Source organism: Streptomyces mirabilis, from assembly GCF_039503195.1.
GTDB classification, from domain to species: domain Bacteria; phylum Actinomycetota; class Actinomycetes; order Streptomycetales; family Streptomycetaceae; genus Streptomyces; species Streptomyces mirabilis_D.
Genome location: NZ_JBCJKP010000001.1, coordinates 7,175,554 through 7,191,104 on the forward strand (window position 1 = coordinate 7,175,554; position 15,551 = coordinate 7,191,104).

The following is a 15,551-nucleotide window of genomic DNA, read 5'->3' on the forward strand; positions in this document are numbered from 1 at the left end:
CGGGGTGGAAGGGGCGGAGCCCCTGGGGATGATGGGGGTCCGCCCTGCTCGAGCGAAGCCGAGAGCTTGGGGAGGGGTAGGGGCGGCGGGGGTGAGGAAAGAGGGCGAACCCTGTCAGCGCAGCGCCCACTTCTGATTGGCCGCTCCCGTACAGGACCAGATCTGCGCCCGAGCCCCATTCACCGACGAGTTGCCCGTCACATCCAGACACTTGCCCGCCGCCGCATTGACCACGTCACCCGTCGAACTGTTGTACGACCACCGCTGCGCCCCAGTCCCATTGCAGTCGTAGAGCTGAACCTTCGCCCCATCAGCCGTGGACGCCGACGTGACGTCGAGGCACTTGCCCAGCGCCTGGACCGACCCGTCCCCCGCCACCGTCCACCGCTGCGCGTCCGAGCCATTGCAGTCGTAGAGCTGAACCGCCGTACCGTTCGCCGACGACCCCCCGGCCACATCAAGACACTTGCCCGCGAGCCCCACGAACGCCCCCGTCTGCCCACCCCCACCGACCTGCTCCCCGGCCCAGGTGAACGTCGCGGACGTCTTCCCCGGCAGCGAGTACGTCGCGTGCTGCGAGCCCCAGTCGATGGTCACGGTCTTCGCGGACGAGGAGTCGTTGTAGGCGATCAACGCCTTGGAACCGTCAGGATTGCGCCACGCCACGTTCGGCACGGACGTACTCGCCGTAGACGCCACCCGCTGCGCCCCCGGCCGCACGAACTTCGTCAACTGCCCCATCGTGTAGTACTCGATCGTGTAGTCGACCTGCCCACTCGCCCCGTCCCCGTTGTGGACGGTGATCAGCCCGGAACACGTCCCGCACCCCCCGTTGTGCGGCCCCCGGTTCTGATCGACGGCCAGCGACCACTTCGTCACCGACTTCGCCCAGTTCCGCGTGTAGTCGACGATGTTCAGCATGTCCTCGCGCTGCTGGTTGGCGATCCAGGTGCCACCGGAGTGCTCGGTCCCGAAGGCGTCCACCCCCGGGTACTGGTTGTGCACGCTGGTCTGCTTGCCCACGTCCCCGCCGTACCCGTGCCAGGCGATCCCCCCGAAGTTCGGATGCGCGCGCACGGCCGCGTCGTCGACGGTCTGGGCGGCGTACGAGTCGTACACGTCCCAGTTCCAGTCGTGCGCCAGCACCTTCGTGGACAGCCCCGCGGCCTGCAGCTTCGGGAGCAGCTCACTCTTCGTGAAGTACGCGAGCCCCGACGCGTTCCAGCTCATCGACGGGTACCCCGAGCAGCACGTCGGCTCGTTCTGCGCGGTGACGTAGGAGACCGGCACCCCCTGGTCCCGGTACGCCTGGAGGTACTTGACGAAGTACGAGGCGTACGCCCCGTAGTCCTCCGCCTTCAGCCAGCCCCCGTTGAGCTGCCCGCTGTCCTTCATCCAGGCGGGCGCCGTCCACGGCGAGGCCATCACGGTGAGCGAGGGGTTCAGCTGGAGCGCCTGCTTGGTCAGCGGCACCACGTCGGCCAGATCGTGCGCGATCGAGAACGACGAGAGGGACGGATCGCTCTGCCCGGCCGGCATGTCGTCGTACGTGTACCCGTACCGGGCGAGATCGGACGCGCCCATCGGATTGCGCAGGAACGAGAGCCCGATGCCCTCCGTCGGAGAGAACAGCTTCCGCATCGTCGCGTCCCGGGTGGCTCCCGACAGCGCCCCGCTGCTGTTCATCAGCCAGGCCGCGGTGTCGGTGAAGGACGCGCCGCCGCCTGTGAAGGTCTGGTAGCGGGTGTTCTCGTCGACGGTGATGTTCTCGCCGCTGCCACCGGTACCGGCCTGGAAGGCGAACGGCGTCTGGGCCTGCAGCCCGCGGACGACATGGCGTCCGCCGTCGTCGTCCGTCGTGGTCAGCCAGGCCGTGACGGGTTCGCCCGCGGCGTGCGCGGGCGCCGCCGTGACGGTGGTCAGTCCGGCGGTGGTGAGCAGTCCGGCGAGAAGAAAACGGACCGCCCGAGTGGATCTCCTCATGACGCGTCGCCCTTCTGGGTGTGGGGGAGGGGGCGTGCGAGCCGTGAGTAAATGACGGCTTCGGGTCCACGTCAAGGGGTCTCGCGTTCAGGGCGTGAAAGAACAACTGCCCTGATCCGGCCGCACATTGCCCGTGTACCGGTTCTGACGTGAAGTCTTGACGGCCTTCCGGGACGCCAGTTAACTCACGCCGTGATCTAAGTCGTAAGAGACCAGCCGGAGATGCCGTCAGGCGCCCGGTCAGGGAACACCAGGGACTACGTAGAGTCGAGGGAAGGTCCATGCGAAGAACCGCCCTGCTCGCCTCCGCCGCTTTGCTCACGGGGCTGCTGCCGCTCCTTTCGGCCGGAGCCGCCACGGCCGACGAACCGGCCCCCGTACCCGTCGACCGCTTCGAGGGCGAGGTCCCCTTCGCCAGTCCTCCCGCCGGGGGCCTGTTCACCTGGGGCGGTGACGCGGACGACCCGCCCGCGCTCGCCCTGACCACCCGTACCGACGCCCCCGAGGGCACCGAGGTCCTCACCGGCACCTACGACATCAGCGGCTACGGCGGCTTCACCCACGACTTCGCCTTCGACCAGCCGGCCCACGACTGGTCGGCTCACCAGGGCATCCGCTTCTGGTGGGACGGCCAGAACAACGCCAAGAAGGTCGCCTTCGAGATCAAGGACGGCGGTGCCAACGGCGAGGCCTCCGAGCTGTGGACGACGTCCTTCACCGACGACTTCAGCGGCTGGAAGCAGATCGAGATCCCCTTCACCGACTTCACCTACCGCACGGACTACCAGCCCGTCGGTGGCATCGACCAGGTCCTCGGCCTCACCCAGATGTGGGGGTACGCCCTCACGCTCCCGGTCGGCGTCAAGGGCTCGTTCGCCATGGACGACGTCGAGTTGTACGGCAAGGCCGACCAGTCCCTGCGGGCCTCCGTCACCGCCGACTCCGTCGTCCACCCGGTGAAGGAGGGAGCGACGGCGACGGTGAAGCTCTCCGTCGCCACCACCGGAGCCGCCCCGATCGACGAGCCCGTGACCGTCGCCTACGAGAGCGCGGGCGGCACCGCCGAGCCCGGCAAGGACTACACACCGGTCAAGGGCGAGATCACCTTCCCGGCGGGCACCACCTCCGGCACCACCCGCACCATCCAGGTCCCGACGCTGCGCGACAAGTCCGCCGAACCCGCCGAGACGATCCCCCTGAAACTCACGGTCACTGGCGCGAAAGCCCCCGCCGAGACCCCGCAGATCGTCATCGACGCCCACGGCCTGCCGTACCTGGACCCGAAACTGCCCGTGAAGAAACGGGTCGCCGACCTCGTGTCCCGCATGTCCCTGGAGGAGAAGGCCGGGCAGATGACCCAGGCCGAACGCGGCGCGCTCACCGCGCAGGGCGACATCGCGACGTACGACCTCGGTTCGCTCCTGTCCGGCGGCGGCTCGACCCCGACGCCCAACACCCCCGAGGCCTGGGCGAAGATGATCGACGCCTTCCAGCTCCGGGCGCAGGCGACACGGTTCCAGATCCCGCTGATCTACGGCGTGGACGCGGTGCACGGCCACAACAACCTCACCGGCGCGACGATCATGCCGCACAACATCGGCATCGGCGCGGCCCGTGATCCCCAGCTGGCCGAGCGGACAGGCGCCGTGACGGCGGCCGAGGTGCGCGCCACCGGCATCCCCTGGGACTTCGCCCCCTGCCTCTGCGTCACCCGCGACGAACGCTGGGGCCGCTCCTACGAGTCCTTCGGCGAGGACCCCGCGCTCGTCGAGTCCATGGAGACGATGATCCAGGGCCTCCAGGGCGCCGCGAACGGCAAGGACCTGAAGCACAACGACAAGGTGCTGGCCACGGCCAAGCACTTCGTCGGCGACGGCGGCACGGAGTACGGCTCGTCCACGACGGGCTCGTACACCATCGACCAGGGCGTCACGAAGGTCACCCGGCAGCAGTTGGAGGCCGTCCACCTGGCGCCGTACCGGACGGCGGTCGACCGTGGCATCGGCTCGGTCATGCCGTCCTACTCCTCCCTCGACATCCTCGGTGACGGCCGGGGCCCGGTGAAGATGCACGCCCGCGCGGACATGATCAACGGCGTGCTCAAGGACCGCATGGGCTTCGACGGATTCGTCATCAGCGACTGGCAGGCCATCGACCAGATCCCCGGCGACTACGCGTCCGACGTCCGTACGTCGATCAACGCCGGCCTGGACATGATCATGGTCCCGTACGCCTACAAGGACTTCCGTACGACGCTGGTCGACGAGGTACGGGCGGGCCGCGTCAGCGAGGCTCGGGTGAACGACGCCGTGTCCCGCATCCTCACCCAGAAGTTCAAACTCGGCCTCTTCGAGAAGCCGTACGCGGACACGAGCGGCGCGGCACAGATCGGCTCCGCCGGCCATCGGGCGGTCGCCCGTGAGGCGGCGGCCAAGTCCCAGGTCCTCCTGAAGAACGCGACCGGCGTACTGCCCCTGAAGAAGTCCCAGAAGGTGTACGTGGCCGGTTCGAACGCCGATGACCTCGGCAACCAGACCGGCGGCTGGACGATCACCTGGCAGGGCGCGTCCGGGAAGCACACGGACGGTACGACGATCCTGCAGGGCATGCGGAACGCCGGCGGTGACGTCACCTACTCGAAGGACGCCTCGGCACCGACGTCCGGCTACGACGTGGGTGTGGTCGTCGTGGGCGAGACCCCCTACGCGGAGGGCGTCGGCGATGTGGGCAACGGCAACGACCTCGCTCTGACCCCCGCCGACCAGGCCGCCGTGGACAAGGTGTGCGCCGCCATGAAGTGCGCGGTCCTGATCGTCTCGGGCCGCCCGCAGCTCATCGGGGACCGCCTGGGTGAGATCGACGCCCTGGTGGCTTCGTGGCTGCCCGGCACGGAGGGCGACGGCGTGGCGGACGTCCTGTACGGCAAGCGCGCCTTCACCGGCCAGCTCCCCGTCACCTGGCCCAAGTCGGAGACCCAGCTTCCGATCAACGTCGGCGACGCGTCCTACGATCCCCAGTTCCCCTACGGCTGGGGCCTGACCACGCTGACGAAGGTCCCCGGGGGCGGCGAGGCCACACTCAAGGTCCTCACTCTCGCCGCTCGGGCGGCAGACCGGACCGGCTCGACGCAACTGGGCCGCGCCGCGGTCACCAAGGCCCGCCTCCTGGTCCAGCAGAGCACCGGCTCAATCATCACCCCAGCCCTCGCCAAACCCTTCGCGGAAGCCGACCACCTACTCCTGACCGCCCACTACACCCAAGCACTGACGAAACTCCTGGAGGCCTACCGAGCCAGGTGACGGACAGAGGCTGATACACGACGGGGCGTGGGGGCTGATCACACAGTTCCCCGCGCCCCTTCAGGGGCGCTGCGCGCATCTTCAGCCCGTCCGGCGTCCGAGGACGAGCCCTCACCCCAATGCCCGGTTTTGCGCACGTTCAGGTAGCTTCGGAGATATGAAGGCCGCACTGATCCGAGGACTCCCCGGACTGCTGATCGCGCTGACACTCGCCGCCCTCACGGCACTCACTCTCACCGCACCCCCCGCCCACGCGACCACAGACGTGGGAACAGTGGCGGCAGCCCTCCGCAAGAGCCCCGTCTATGTGGACCCAGCAGCCTCCGCGCAACTCTCCAAGGCGGACGCCGACACTCTGGCCAAGAAGATCAAGAACGCGAACAAGCCCGTCTTCGTGGCCGTCCTCCCCGCGGACTTCCCCACCCAGAACCTCTTCCAGAACCTTCGCACCGACACCGGCATCACAGGCCTGTACGCCATCAGACTGGGCACCCGCTTCGACGCCCGCGCCGACACCGCCGTCATGCCCCGCACCGCGGTCCAGAACCTCGTCACCAGCGTCCAGGGCGAACCCGCGAAGACCCAGCTGAACAACTTCACGGACCGCGCCCTGGCCAACATCAACGGCTCGGCCCCCAAGAGCTGGGGCTCGACCGACGGAAACGGCGTCTCCACCAGCGCCCTCGTCGCGGTGGCCGCGGTGGCCGTGGCCGGCGGCGCGGGCGCCTACACCCTCGTACGCCGCAACCGCCGCCGCAAAGAGCAGGAACAACAGGAAGCACTGGACAAACTCCGCGTGGTCGTCGACGAGGACATCACCGCGTTCGGCGAGGAACTCGACCGGCTCGACTTCCACCCCGCCGAGGCCGGCGCCGACGACGCGATGCGCGCCGACTACGAACGCGCGCTCGACGCCTACGAACAGGCGAAGTCGTCCATGGCGGCGGCCCGCCGCCCGGAGGACGTACGCGCCGTCACCCAGTCCCTGGAGGACGGCCGCTTCTCCCTCGCGCTCCTGTCGGCACGTCGCGAGGGCAGGCCCCTGCCCGAACGACGCGCCCCCTGCTTCTTCGACCCGCGACACGGCCCGTCGGTCGCCGACGCGACGTGGACCCCGGCAGGCGGCGCTCCCCGCGAGGTCCCGGTCTGCGCGGCGGACCAGGCCCGTCTGGCGGACGGCCGCGCCCCGGCGGTCCGCGAGGTCGACACCGACTACGGCCGCCGCCCGTACTGGGACGCCGGCCCGGCCTATGGCCCCTGGGCGGGCGGCTACTTCGGTGGCGGCCTGCTCCCCGGCCTCCTCGTCGGCACCCTGCTCGGCAGCATGATGGCCACCCCCTCCTACGCGTCCGACTACGGCGCCGGTTACGGAGACTTCGGCGGTTACAGCGGTGGTGACGTCTCCGGCTCCGACTTCGACCCCGGCGACTTCGGCGGCGGTTTCGGGGACGGCGGCGGCGACTTCGGCGGAGGAGACTTCGGCGGCGGCTTCTGAAGATCGGCCGTCCCGGACGAAGTCCCCCGAGGCTCGGTATCCGCAAGGCGGTCCATCAGCGCCCCCGCCCGTCGCACCACCTCACGCTCCGGTCTGTCGCCGGGCGACAGTCCTGGCGTCGAAGGCGGCGGTGCCGGCCGCGGCGACGGGCATCGCGGCCGGCACGGCGATCCTGGCCTCCCTCGCCACGGCCCGCTGGATCCTCCCGGGCAACGGCTTCACCCCAGAGGCGGGCTACCCCCTCCTCTCCCTCACCGACACCCCCACCCTCCGCGCCGCCCTCGGTTCCACCCTCTGCCTGATCCTCATAGCCCTCATGGGCCTGGGGCTGGCGGTCCTGCTCCGCGACAGCGCGGCCGCGATCACCACGGGCCTGGGAGTCCTCTACGTGATCCCGCTCATGTCGGCCCTCCTGGGCTCACCCACCTGGAAGGACCGCCTCGAACGCTGGGCGCCCGTACCGGCCGGCCTCGCCATCCGCGCGACGAAGGACCTCGCCCGTCTGCCGATCGGCCCCTGGCCGGGGCTGGGGGTGCTGGCGGCATACGCGCTGGGGGTGCTGCTGGTGGGCGGCGCGATATTCACACACCGGGACGCGTAGCCGAGAAATCCCTGGCCCACACAGCGCCTTCACACCTAGCCTCGGACCTCATGAGCACCCTGCAGACGATCCATGACGTGCCCTTGATGATGTGTGCCGCCGAGGGCGAGGTCATCGGAGGCGAGGGCGACGTCCTGGATCTCATCGGCAACGCCTCCTACCAGGGTGCCCAGTGTGTGGTCATTCCCGCCGAGCGGTTCGACGAGGCGTTCTTTCAGCTGCGTACCCGCGTGGCCGGTGACATCGTCCAGAAGTTCGCCAACTACCGGATGGCACTCGTCGTCCTCGGCGACATCTCCCGTCACACGGAGGCCAGTTCGGCGCTGCGGGACTTCGTCCGTGAGTGCAACCGGGGGCGGCAGACCTGGTTCCTCACCGATGTCGAGGAACTGCGGGAACGCCTGAAGGGCTAGCGGCTGAAGGGCTGGGCCTGTGGCGCCGGGGTGCTGTCGGCATCCGAGCTCATGACCGTTCCGGCTTTCGGGCGAGGAACGTGGCGACCGTCCTCTTGGCTCCCTCGCCGGGCTCCTGCACCATCCGCGCGGTGACGACGAGCCCCGCCTGCTCCAACAGCCCGGCAACCCGGTCCGGCGGCAACAGGTAGGACTCGAAGGACACCGGATGGCCGCCGTACGCCTGCGTCGGACGCAGACGTTCTCCGGCTCCCACATAACCGGCGATCATCAGACGGCCGCCGGGCGCGAGCGTGCGACGGAACTCGGCGAACACGACGGGCAACGACTCCGGTGGCGTGTGGTGGACGGAGTAGTAGGCGAGGATGCCGCCGAGCTCGTCGTCGTCGAGGGGCAGCTCGGTCATCGACCCGACGGTGAAACGCAGACCCGGGTGCGCTCGACGGGCCAGCTCGACCATCGCGGGGGAGAGGTCGATGCCGAAGGTGGACACCCCCAGGTCGGCGAGATGAGCCGTCACCAGGCCGGGCCCGCATCCCAGGTCCGCGAGTGCGCCGACGTCGGCCGTCCGCACCATCTCGGCGAAGGCGACGAGCATCGCGCGCGACAGCGGATCCAGCTGCGCCGGTGTCTTGACCTGTTCGGCGTAGTCGGCGGCGACCCTGTTGTACGACTCCCGAACGGCGGCGAGGTAGGCGAGATCAGTCACGCGGGCGACTGTAGGGGAGGGCCCCTGACCTCCGTAACCACCAGGGCGTATGCGGGAGGTGACGTCATCCCCCGCGCACGGCCCCGTGGTACCTCGGTACTACGGGCCGCACCTCATTGAGCTCCCGGGTACCACGGATCCCGGTCCGCGGGCCCCTAGCGTGGCGGGTGAGCAGTCTGGCGGGGTCAGACCCCCCGAGCGCGAAGGAAGAACGATGATCGAGGCACATCAGCTGACGAAGCGGTACGGGGAGAAGACGGCGGTCGACCGGCTCGACTTCGTCGTCAGGCCCGGCACGGTCACCGGCTTCCTGGGCCCGAACGGCGCCGGCAAGTCCACCACCATGCGCATGATCGTCGGACTGGACGCGCCGTCCGGCGGCAGCGTGACGGTCAACGGCAAGCACTACGCCGAGCACACCGCGCCGCTCCAGGAGGTCGGCGCGCTGCTGGAGGCCAAGTCGATCCACCCCGGCCGCTCCGCGTTCGACCACCTGATGGCGCAGGCCTACACCCACGGCATTCCGCGCCGCCGGGTGGAGGAGGTCATCGAGCTGACCGGTCTGCAGTCCGTGGCCAAGAAGCGCGCGGGCGCCTTCTCCCTCGGCATGGGCCAGCGGCTGGGTATCGCCGCGGCGCTCCTCGGCGACCCGGCCACCATCATGCTCGACGAGCCGGTCAACGGACTGGACCCCGAGGGCGTGCTGTGGATCCGCAACCTGCTGACCGGACTCGCGGCGGACGGCCGTACGGTCTTCGTCTCCTCGCACCTGATGAGCGAGATGGCGCTGGTCGCCGACCACCTGATCGTCGTCGGCCGCGGGCGCCTGCTCGCCGACACCACCGTGCAGGAGCTGGTCCAGCGGGCCGGCGGCGACACCGTGACCGTGGCCTCCGACCAGTCGGCCCGCCTGCGCGAGGTGCTGGCCGGCCCCGGCGTCGAGATCACCGGCGAGGTCGGCTCCGAGGAACTGCACGTGACGGGGCTGCCCGCGCGGGCCATCGGTCTCAAGGCCGCCGAGCACGGCATCGCCCTGTTCGAGCTCAGCTCCCGGACCGTCTCGCTGGAACAGGCCTTCATGGACCTGACCCGGGACGCCGTCGAGTACCACGCCACCGCCACCGTCGAGGCCCCTGGGAGGGCGGCATGAGCACCACCATCACCGTCACCGACCGTTCCGCGCCCGCACCGGCGCGGACCGCACGTCCCGAGTACAAGGTCACCGGCCGGCGCGTGCTGCGCTCGGAGTGGGCCAAGCTGTGGTCCCTGCGCTCCACCTGGATCACCCTCGGTCTGGGCCTGCTGTTCCTGGTCGCCTTCGGCGTGATCGCCGCCGCGCACTACAAGTCCCAGATCAACTCCGGTGAGCGGCTGCGCCCGGACGACGCCACGGCCACCGCGCTCAGCCTCTCCGTGTTCGGCACGAACTTCGCCCAGCTGGCGCTCGGTGTCCTGGGCGTGCTGGTCACCGCCGGCGAGTACTCCACCGGCATGATCCGCTCCACGCTGGCCGCCGTCCCGCGCCGCCTGCCGGTGCTGTGGTCCAAGTCGGTCGTGTTCGGCCTGGTCGCCCTCGTCGTCTCCACCATCGGCGTCTTCATCGCGTTCATGATCACCAGCGGGATCGTCTCCGGCACCCCGGCGGCCCTCACGATCTCCCACTCCGGTGTCGTGCGCAGCCTGCTGGGCGCGGGCCTCTACCTCGGCCTGGTCGGCGTGATCGGCACCGCCCTGGGCGCCCTGCTGCGCTCGGTCGCCGGCGGCATATCGGTCCTGGTCGCCTCGCTGATGCTGGTCCCCGGCCTGATCTCGCTGCTGCCCACCTCGTGGCAGGACAACATCAGCCCGTACCTGCCCAGCAACGCGGGTGAGTCGATGTTCGCGCTCACCCACGACTCGACGACCCTCTCGCCCACGGCCGGGCTCCTGGTCTTCCTCGGCTGGACCGTGCTGGCCCTGGCGGGCGCCGCCTACCGCCTCCTGCGTACCGACGCCTGACGCCTGACGCCTGATGGAAGAGCGCCCGGAGAGACATGCGGACGGGGAGGCGGCCGGACACACAATGGACAGGTGACACCCATGAACGCGGACGAGTGACCCCCATGAGCATCGACGACACCGCCCACCCCGGGGCACCTTCCGACCTGCCCCTCGCGGAGGCGGAGCTCCCGTGGAATCACCCCCTGGCCCGTGGGCTGTCCCGGCTCGGCCGACGACTCAAGCAGGGCGACCGGAAGCATCCGTGGGTCCTGGACACGGGCGTGATCGTGGTCGTGGCGCTGATGTTCTGCGTGCCGGACCTGGTGCACGACGACGACGGCCGACGACACGCCTTCGACACCCAGGTCACCCACCTGCCCTGGCCGGTGACCGTCGCCCTGCAGGCCGGACTGGTCCTGCCGCTGCTGTGGCGGCGGCGAAGGCCCTCACTCGCCTTCGCCGTGATCGCCGCGGTGCTCTTCCTCCAGGTGGCGCTGGGAGTCTGGCTGCGCGCGGATGTCGCCCTGCTGATCGCCCTCTACAGCCTGGTGCTGCACGGACAGCTCCGGCGGCTGCCGGTGGCCTGCGCGGTCACCGCGGCCGCCCTCGGCCTGGTCGCCCTGCGGCTGCCGTCCGCGGTGTCCGTCCTGGACGCGCTGTTCGTCCTGTTCAGCACGATCACCGCGGCGGTCGCGCTCGGTCTGGCCGTACGGATCCGGCGCGCCCAGCTCGCCGTGCTGCGCGACCGTGCGACCCGCCTGGAGATCGAACGCGACCAGCGCAGCAAGCTCGCCGCCGCCGCCGAACGCACCCGGGTGGCCCGCGAGATGCACGACATCGTCGGCCACAACCTCTCCGTCATCATCACGCTCGCCGACGGCGGCGCGTACGCGACCGACATCGCACCGGAACGCGGCAAGCAGGCCCTGCTGCTCATCGGTGACACCGGGCGTCAGGCGCTGGGCGAACTGCGCCGCATGCTCGGCGTGCTGCGCGAGCAGACCCAGACCCCCGCCGCGCCCCGGCTCAGCCCCCAGCCGGGCATCGCGGACATCGACGCCCTGTGTGCCCGGATCCGCGCCGCCGGCCCCCAGGTCGTCTACCGCACGGGCGGCGAGCTGGACACCCTGGACCGCGGGGTCCAGCTGACGGTGTACCGCATAGTGCAGGAAGCACTCACCAACGCCCTCAAGCACGCCGGCCACGACACCCGCGTCGAGCTCGCGGTCGGCGTCAAGGACACGCGACTGCACATCGACGTCCACGACACCGGCCGGGGCGGCGGTACCGTCCCTCCCGGGCCGTTCCAGGAGGAAGGACACGGACTCGCCGGCATGAGAGAACGCGCAGCCCTCTACAACGGGACCGTCACCGCTGGGCCCGCCCCCGGTGGGGGATGGACGGTGCGGGCCATCCTCGACCTCACCCCACTGGCCGAGACCCCGGCGGAGACCCCGGCCGAGACCCCGGCGGAGACCCCGGCGGAGACCCCGGCGGAGACCCCGGCCGAGACCGACGTCACGCCGCCGGCCGCCACGGGCGGTGCGGTGTGACCACCGTGCTCATCGTGGACGACCAGCCACTGCAACGCCTCGGCTTCCGGATGCTCCTGGAGAGCACCCCCGACACCGAGGTCGTCGGCGAGGCTGCCCACGGCGCCGACGCCGTGCGCAGGGCCGCCGAACTGCGCCCGGACGTGATCCTCATGGACGTACGGATGCCGGGCATGGACGGCATCGAGGCCACCCGTCGCGTGGTCGCCTCCGGTGACCGCTCCCGCGTCCTCATCCTGACCACGTTCGACCTGGACGAATACGCCCACGCGGCGCTGCGCGCGGGAGCCAGCGGATTCCTCCTCAAGGACGCCCACCCCGAGGAGCTGCTGGCCGGCATCCGCGCGGTCGCGGCGGGCGACGCGGTGATCGCCCCCGCACTGACCCGCCGCCTCCTCGACGCCTACGCCAAGCACCTGCCCCGGGACGCGTCCGGCCGGCCGGGTGAGTCGGACCCAAGGACGGCGGACGACCCCCGGGTGCGTGCTCTCACCGAACGGGAGTACGAGATCTTCGTCGCCATGGGCCGGGGCTGGAGCAACAGCGAGATCGCCGAGCGGCTGGTCGTCGCGGAATCCACCGTGAAGACCCATGTCGGCCGGGTCCTGGCGAAGGTGGGAGCCCGCGACCGCGTCCAGGCGGTCATCCTCGCCTACGACCTCGGCCTCGCCCACCCGAACCCACCCGACTAGTCAGGCGGCGGGGCGGCGTACGCGGGCATGCCGAGCGCCCGCCCTCCCGCTGGGGGAGTCAGAGGGCGGGCGCGCTCAGGGCACCGGCGTGAGTCGAGGGCTCAGGCCTTCTTGATCGCCGAGATGTCGAAGGTCAGCTTGATCTTGTCGGAGACGAGGACGCCACCGGTCTCCAGGGCCGCGTTCCAGGTGAGGCCCCACTCGGAGCGCAGGATCTCCGCCTTGCCCTCGAAGCCGACGCGCTCGTTGCCGAAGGGGTCCTTCGCGGAGCCGTTGAACTCCAGGTCGATGGAGAGCGGCTTGGTGACGCCGAGGATCGACAGGTCGCCGGTGATCCGGTAGTCGTCGCCGCCGAGGGCCTCCGCCTTGGTGGAGCGGAAGGTCATCGTCGGGAACTCGTCGATCTTGAAGAAGTCGGAACTCTTCAGGTGGCCGTCACGGTCCGCGGAGCCCGTCTCGATGCTTTCCATCTTCACGTCGATCGTGGCGGTGGACTTGGACGGGTCGGTGCCGTCCAGGTGCAGGGTGCCGTCGAAGTCCTTGAAGTAGCCCTTGACGTTCGTCACCATGGCGTGACGGGCGATGAAACCGATCTCCGAGTGGGACGGGTCGATGGTGTATTCGCCGGTGAGCGCCGCGAGTTCGGGGCTCACAGCGGCGGGGGCCGTGGTCGCGGCGGGGGTGTCGGTGGTCTTGCGGCCGAAGATGCCCATGACGTGCTCCTAGGGGGACAGGTCGCGGATTCGCCGGGAAGCCGAAAACCGCGGCAGAGAGTTTGTTGAAGATTCAACGAGGCCAACAAGGGAGACAGTAGACCTATTCCGTTCAAGTTTCAACATCATCCGCCATGTGGTTACGACGTTACGTCGCGCTTCGTCGACCCGCTTCCCGGCGGTCACTCTCCGCTTTCCCGCGGCAGTCTGCGTATCCTCGCTCCACCTGGACGAGGGTCGGGCCGACGGCGCGGTGTACGCCGAACGGGTCTCGTCCAAGGCTCCGTGTCACTCTAGGGATGGCATGGGCCCCTCACGAATGTGAGCGGGCTCTCAGCCCGCGGTTTTGTGCGACCTCTACAAGCCAGATGCCCTCTGAGCAGTCAGATCGCCTGCATGCCGTCTCGGTTCTGTTCAGGGGTACCAGGAAAACGGGCCGGAGACTGTACGGAGTCGACGGCCCGGTTTTCTTGTTCGACTTCGTATGGTCGCTACATGACCGTTTTGGATGAGGCCGCACCCTCAGGCGAACCCACGGACGCACGCGGGCGCGTGGCCGAACTGCACGCGATTCGTGCGGCGGCGCTGCGAGGACCCAGCGAGAAGGCGACCGAGGCGCAGCACGCCAAGGGCAAGCTGACCGCCCGGGAGCGCATCGAGCTGCTTCTCGACCCCGGGTCCTTCCAGGAGGTCGAGCAGCTGCGCCGGCACCGGGCGACCGGGTTCGGCCTGGAGGCCAGGAAGCCGTACACCGACGGTGTCGTCACCGGCTGGGGCACGGTGGAGGGCCGTACGGTCTTCGTCTACGCGCACGACTTCCGTATCTTCGGCGGCGCGCTGGGCGAGGCGCACGCCACGAAGATCCACAAGATCATGGACATGGCCATCGCGGCCGGCGCGCCGCTGGTCTCCCTCAACGACGGTGCGGGCGCCCGTATCCAGGAGGGTGTGAGCGCGCTCGCCGGCTACGGCGGCATCTTCCAGCGCAACACCCGGGCCTCCGGTGTCATCCCGCAGATCAGCGTGATGCTCGGCCCGTGCGCGGGCGGCGCGGCGTACTCGCCCGCGCTGACGGACTTCGTGTTCATGGTCCGTGAGACCTCGCAGATGTTCATCACCGGCCCCGACGTCGTCAAGGCGGTCACCGGCGAGGAGATCACCCAGAACGGGCTCGGCGGCGCCGACGTCCACGCGGAGACCTCCGGTGTCTGTCACTTCGCCTACGACGACGAGGAGACCTGCATCGCGGAGGTGCGCTACCTCCTGTCGATGCTTCCGCAGAACAACCGCGAGAACCCCCCGCACGCGACCTCGCAGGACCCCGCGGACCGCCGCTCGGACGTCCTCCTGGACCTGGTCCCGGCGGACGGCAACCGGCCGTACGACATGACGAAGGTCATCGAGGAACTCGTCGACGACGGCGACTACCTGGAGGTCCACGAGCGCTGGGCCCGCAACATCATCTGCGCGCTGGCCCGTCTGGACGGCCAGGTGGTGGGCATCGTCGCCAACCAGCCGCAGTCCCTCGCGGGCGTGTTGGACATCGAGGCCTCCGAAAAAGCTGCGCGCTTTGTCCAGATGTGTGACGCTTTTAATATTCCGATCATCACCCTCCTGGACGTGCCCGGGTTCCTGCCCGGGGTGGACCAGGAGCACGGCGGGATCATCCGGCACGGCGCCAAGCTGCTGTACGCGTACTGCAACGCGACCGTGCCGCGGATCTCACTCATCCTGCGCAAGGCGTACGGAGGTGCCTACATCGTCATGGACAGCCAGTCCATCGGGGCCGACCTCACCTACGCCTGGCCCACCAACGAGATCGCCGTGATGGGTGCGGAAGGTGCGGCCAACGTCATCTTCCGCCGGCAGATCGCCGAGGCCGCCGACCCCGAGGCCATGCGCGTACGCATGGTCAAGGAGTACAAGGCCGAACTCATGCACCCCTACTACGCGGCCGAGCGGGGCCTGGTCGACGACGTCATCGACCCGGCGGAGACCCGCGAGGTGCTCATCCGCTCCCTGGCCATGCTGCAGTCCAAGCACGCGGACCTGCCTTCCCGCAAGCACGGCAACCCCCCGCAGTAACCCTGCGGATCCTCCGCGGTACCGCCGC

Annotated in this window: 12 protein-coding genes; 9 read left to right on the forward strand and 3 right to left on the reverse strand. The window is 69.7% G+C overall.

The features are described 5' to 3' along the window. Window positions 1-114: 114 nt before the first annotated feature. Window positions 115-1,983 carry a ricin-type beta-trefoil lectin domain protein gene (locus AAFF41_RS33005; protein WP_343325089.1) on the reverse strand — a complete coding sequence of 623 codons (1,869 nt, stop codon included), beginning with the start codon at window positions 1,981-1,983 and terminating at the stop codon, window positions 115-117. A gap of 281 nt (window positions 1,984-2,264) precedes the next feature. Here AAFF41_RS33005 and AAFF41_RS33010 point away from each other — a divergent pair, with 281 nt between their 5' ends. The 4 genes from AAFF41_RS33010 to AAFF41_RS33025 all read left to right on the forward strand — a co-directional run bounded on the left by AAFF41_RS33010 (window position 2,265) and on the right by AAFF41_RS33025 (window position 7,791). Continuing rightward, a complete protein-coding gene (locus AAFF41_RS33010; RefSeq protein WP_319747120.1) occupies window positions 2,265-5,282 on the forward strand; it encodes a glycoside hydrolase family 3 protein in 3,018 nt (1,005 codons plus the stop codon). A 157-nt stretch (window positions 5,283-5,439) separates the two neighbouring features. Then, the gene (locus AAFF41_RS33015) at window positions 5,440-6,777 is read left to right on the forward strand and encodes a hypothetical protein (RefSeq protein WP_343325090.1); all 1,338 of its coding nucleotides are present in this window, start codon (window positions 5,440-5,442) and stop codon (window positions 6,775-6,777) included. A 130-nt stretch (window positions 6,778-6,907) separates the two neighbouring features. Further along, window positions 6,908-7,378, forward strand: coding sequence for a hypothetical protein (locus AAFF41_RS33020; protein WP_319747123.1), 471 nt, complete (start codon window positions 6,908-6,910; stop codon window positions 7,376-7,378). Window positions 7,379-7,428: 50 nt separating this feature from the next. Beyond that, a complete protein-coding gene (locus AAFF41_RS33025) occupies window positions 7,429-7,791 on the forward strand; it encodes a DUF4180 domain-containing protein (protein WP_343325091.1) in 363 nt (120 codons plus the stop codon). Between the two features lie 49 nt (window positions 7,792-7,840). Here AAFF41_RS33025 and AAFF41_RS33030 read toward each other — a convergent pair whose 3' ends face one another. After that, window positions 7,841-8,500: a class I SAM-dependent methyltransferase gene (locus AAFF41_RS33030; RefSeq protein WP_343325092.1), complete on the reverse strand. Its 660-nt coding sequence runs from the start codon at window positions 8,498-8,500 to the stop codon at window positions 7,841-7,843. Window positions 8,501-8,714: 214 nt separating this feature from the next. On the opposite strand from AAFF41_RS33030, the gene AAFF41_RS33035 reads away from it, so the two are divergent. The 4 genes from AAFF41_RS33035 (at window position 8,715) to AAFF41_RS33050 (ending at window position 12,725) form a co-directional block, all read left to right on the forward strand. Then, on the forward strand, window positions 8,715-9,650 hold the full coding sequence (locus tag AAFF41_RS33035; RefSeq protein WP_343325093.1) for an ABC transporter ATP-binding protein: 936 nt from the start codon (window positions 8,715-8,717) through the stop codon (window positions 9,648-9,650). Further along, complete coding sequence (locus AAFF41_RS33040) at window positions 9,647-10,498, forward strand: ABC transporter permease (protein WP_319747131.1); 852 nt, start codon at window positions 9,647-9,649, stop codon at window positions 10,496-10,498. The genes AAFF41_RS33035 and AAFF41_RS33040 overlap by 4 nt, the downstream gene beginning before the upstream one ends. Before the next feature lie 104 nt (window positions 10,499-10,602). Then, a complete protein-coding gene (locus AAFF41_RS33045; protein ID WP_343325094.1) occupies window positions 10,603-12,033 on the forward strand; it encodes a sensor histidine kinase in 1,431 nt (476 codons plus the stop codon). Beyond that, window positions 12,030-12,725 (forward strand): response regulator transcription factor, encoded by a 696-nt coding sequence (locus tag AAFF41_RS33050; RefSeq protein WP_319747135.1) that lies wholly within the window; start codon window positions 12,030-12,032, stop codon window positions 12,723-12,725. The genes AAFF41_RS33045 and AAFF41_RS33050 overlap by 4 nt, the downstream gene beginning before the upstream one ends. Window positions 12,726-12,826: 101 nt before the next feature. Here the strand turns inward: AAFF41_RS33050 and AAFF41_RS33055 are convergent, their stop codons facing one another. Continuing rightward, window positions 12,827-13,438 (reverse strand): YceI family protein, encoded by a 612-nt coding sequence (locus tag AAFF41_RS33055; protein WP_319747137.1) that lies wholly within the window; start codon window positions 13,436-13,438, stop codon window positions 12,827-12,829. Window positions 13,439-13,933: 495 nt separating this feature from the next. Between AAFF41_RS33055 and AAFF41_RS33060 the strand changes: the two genes are divergently transcribed. Next, window positions 13,934-15,523 (forward strand): acyl-CoA carboxylase subunit beta, encoded by a 1,590-nt coding sequence (locus tag AAFF41_RS33060; protein WP_319747139.1) that lies wholly within the window; start codon window positions 13,934-13,936, stop codon window positions 15,521-15,523. The last annotated feature ends 28 nt before the right edge of the window (window positions 15,524-15,551 follow it).

What these genes read in the sequence shown, in the direction of transcription:
- AAFF41_RS33015 (WP_343325090.1), top strand. Translation starts at nt 5,440, where the DNA reads ATGAAGGCCGCACTGATCCGAGGACTCCCCGGACTGCTGATCGCGCTG.
- AAFF41_RS33010 (WP_319747120.1), top strand. Translation starts at nt 2,265, where the DNA reads ATGCGAAGAACCGCCCTGCTCGCCTCCGCCGCTTTGCTCACGGGGCTG.
- AAFF41_RS33045 (WP_343325094.1), top strand. Translation starts at nt 10,603, where the DNA reads ATGAGCATCGACGACACCGCCCACCCCGGGGCACCTTCCGACCTGCCC.
- AAFF41_RS33005 (WP_343325089.1), bottom strand. Translation starts at nt 1,983, where the DNA reads ATGAGGAGATCCACTCGGGCGGTCCGTTTTCTTCTCGCCGGACTGCTC.
- AAFF41_RS33060 (WP_319747139.1), top strand. Translation starts at nt 13,934, where the DNA reads ATGACCGTTTTGGATGAGGCCGCACCCTCAGGCGAACCCACGGACGCA.
- AAFF41_RS33025 (WP_343325091.1), top strand. Translation starts at nt 7,429, where the DNA reads ATGAGCACCCTGCAGACGATCCATGACGTGCCCTTGATGATGTGTGCC.
- AAFF41_RS33040 (WP_319747131.1), top strand. Translation starts at nt 9,647, where the DNA reads ATGAGCACCACCATCACCGTCACCGACCGTTCCGCGCCCGCACCGGCG.
- AAFF41_RS33055 (WP_319747137.1), bottom strand. Translation starts at nt 13,438, where the DNA reads ATGGGCATCTTCGGCCGCAAGACCACCGACACCCCCGCCGCGACCACG.
- AAFF41_RS33035 (WP_343325093.1), top strand. Translation starts at nt 8,715, where the DNA reads ATGATCGAGGCACATCAGCTGACGAAGCGGTACGGGGAGAAGACGGCG.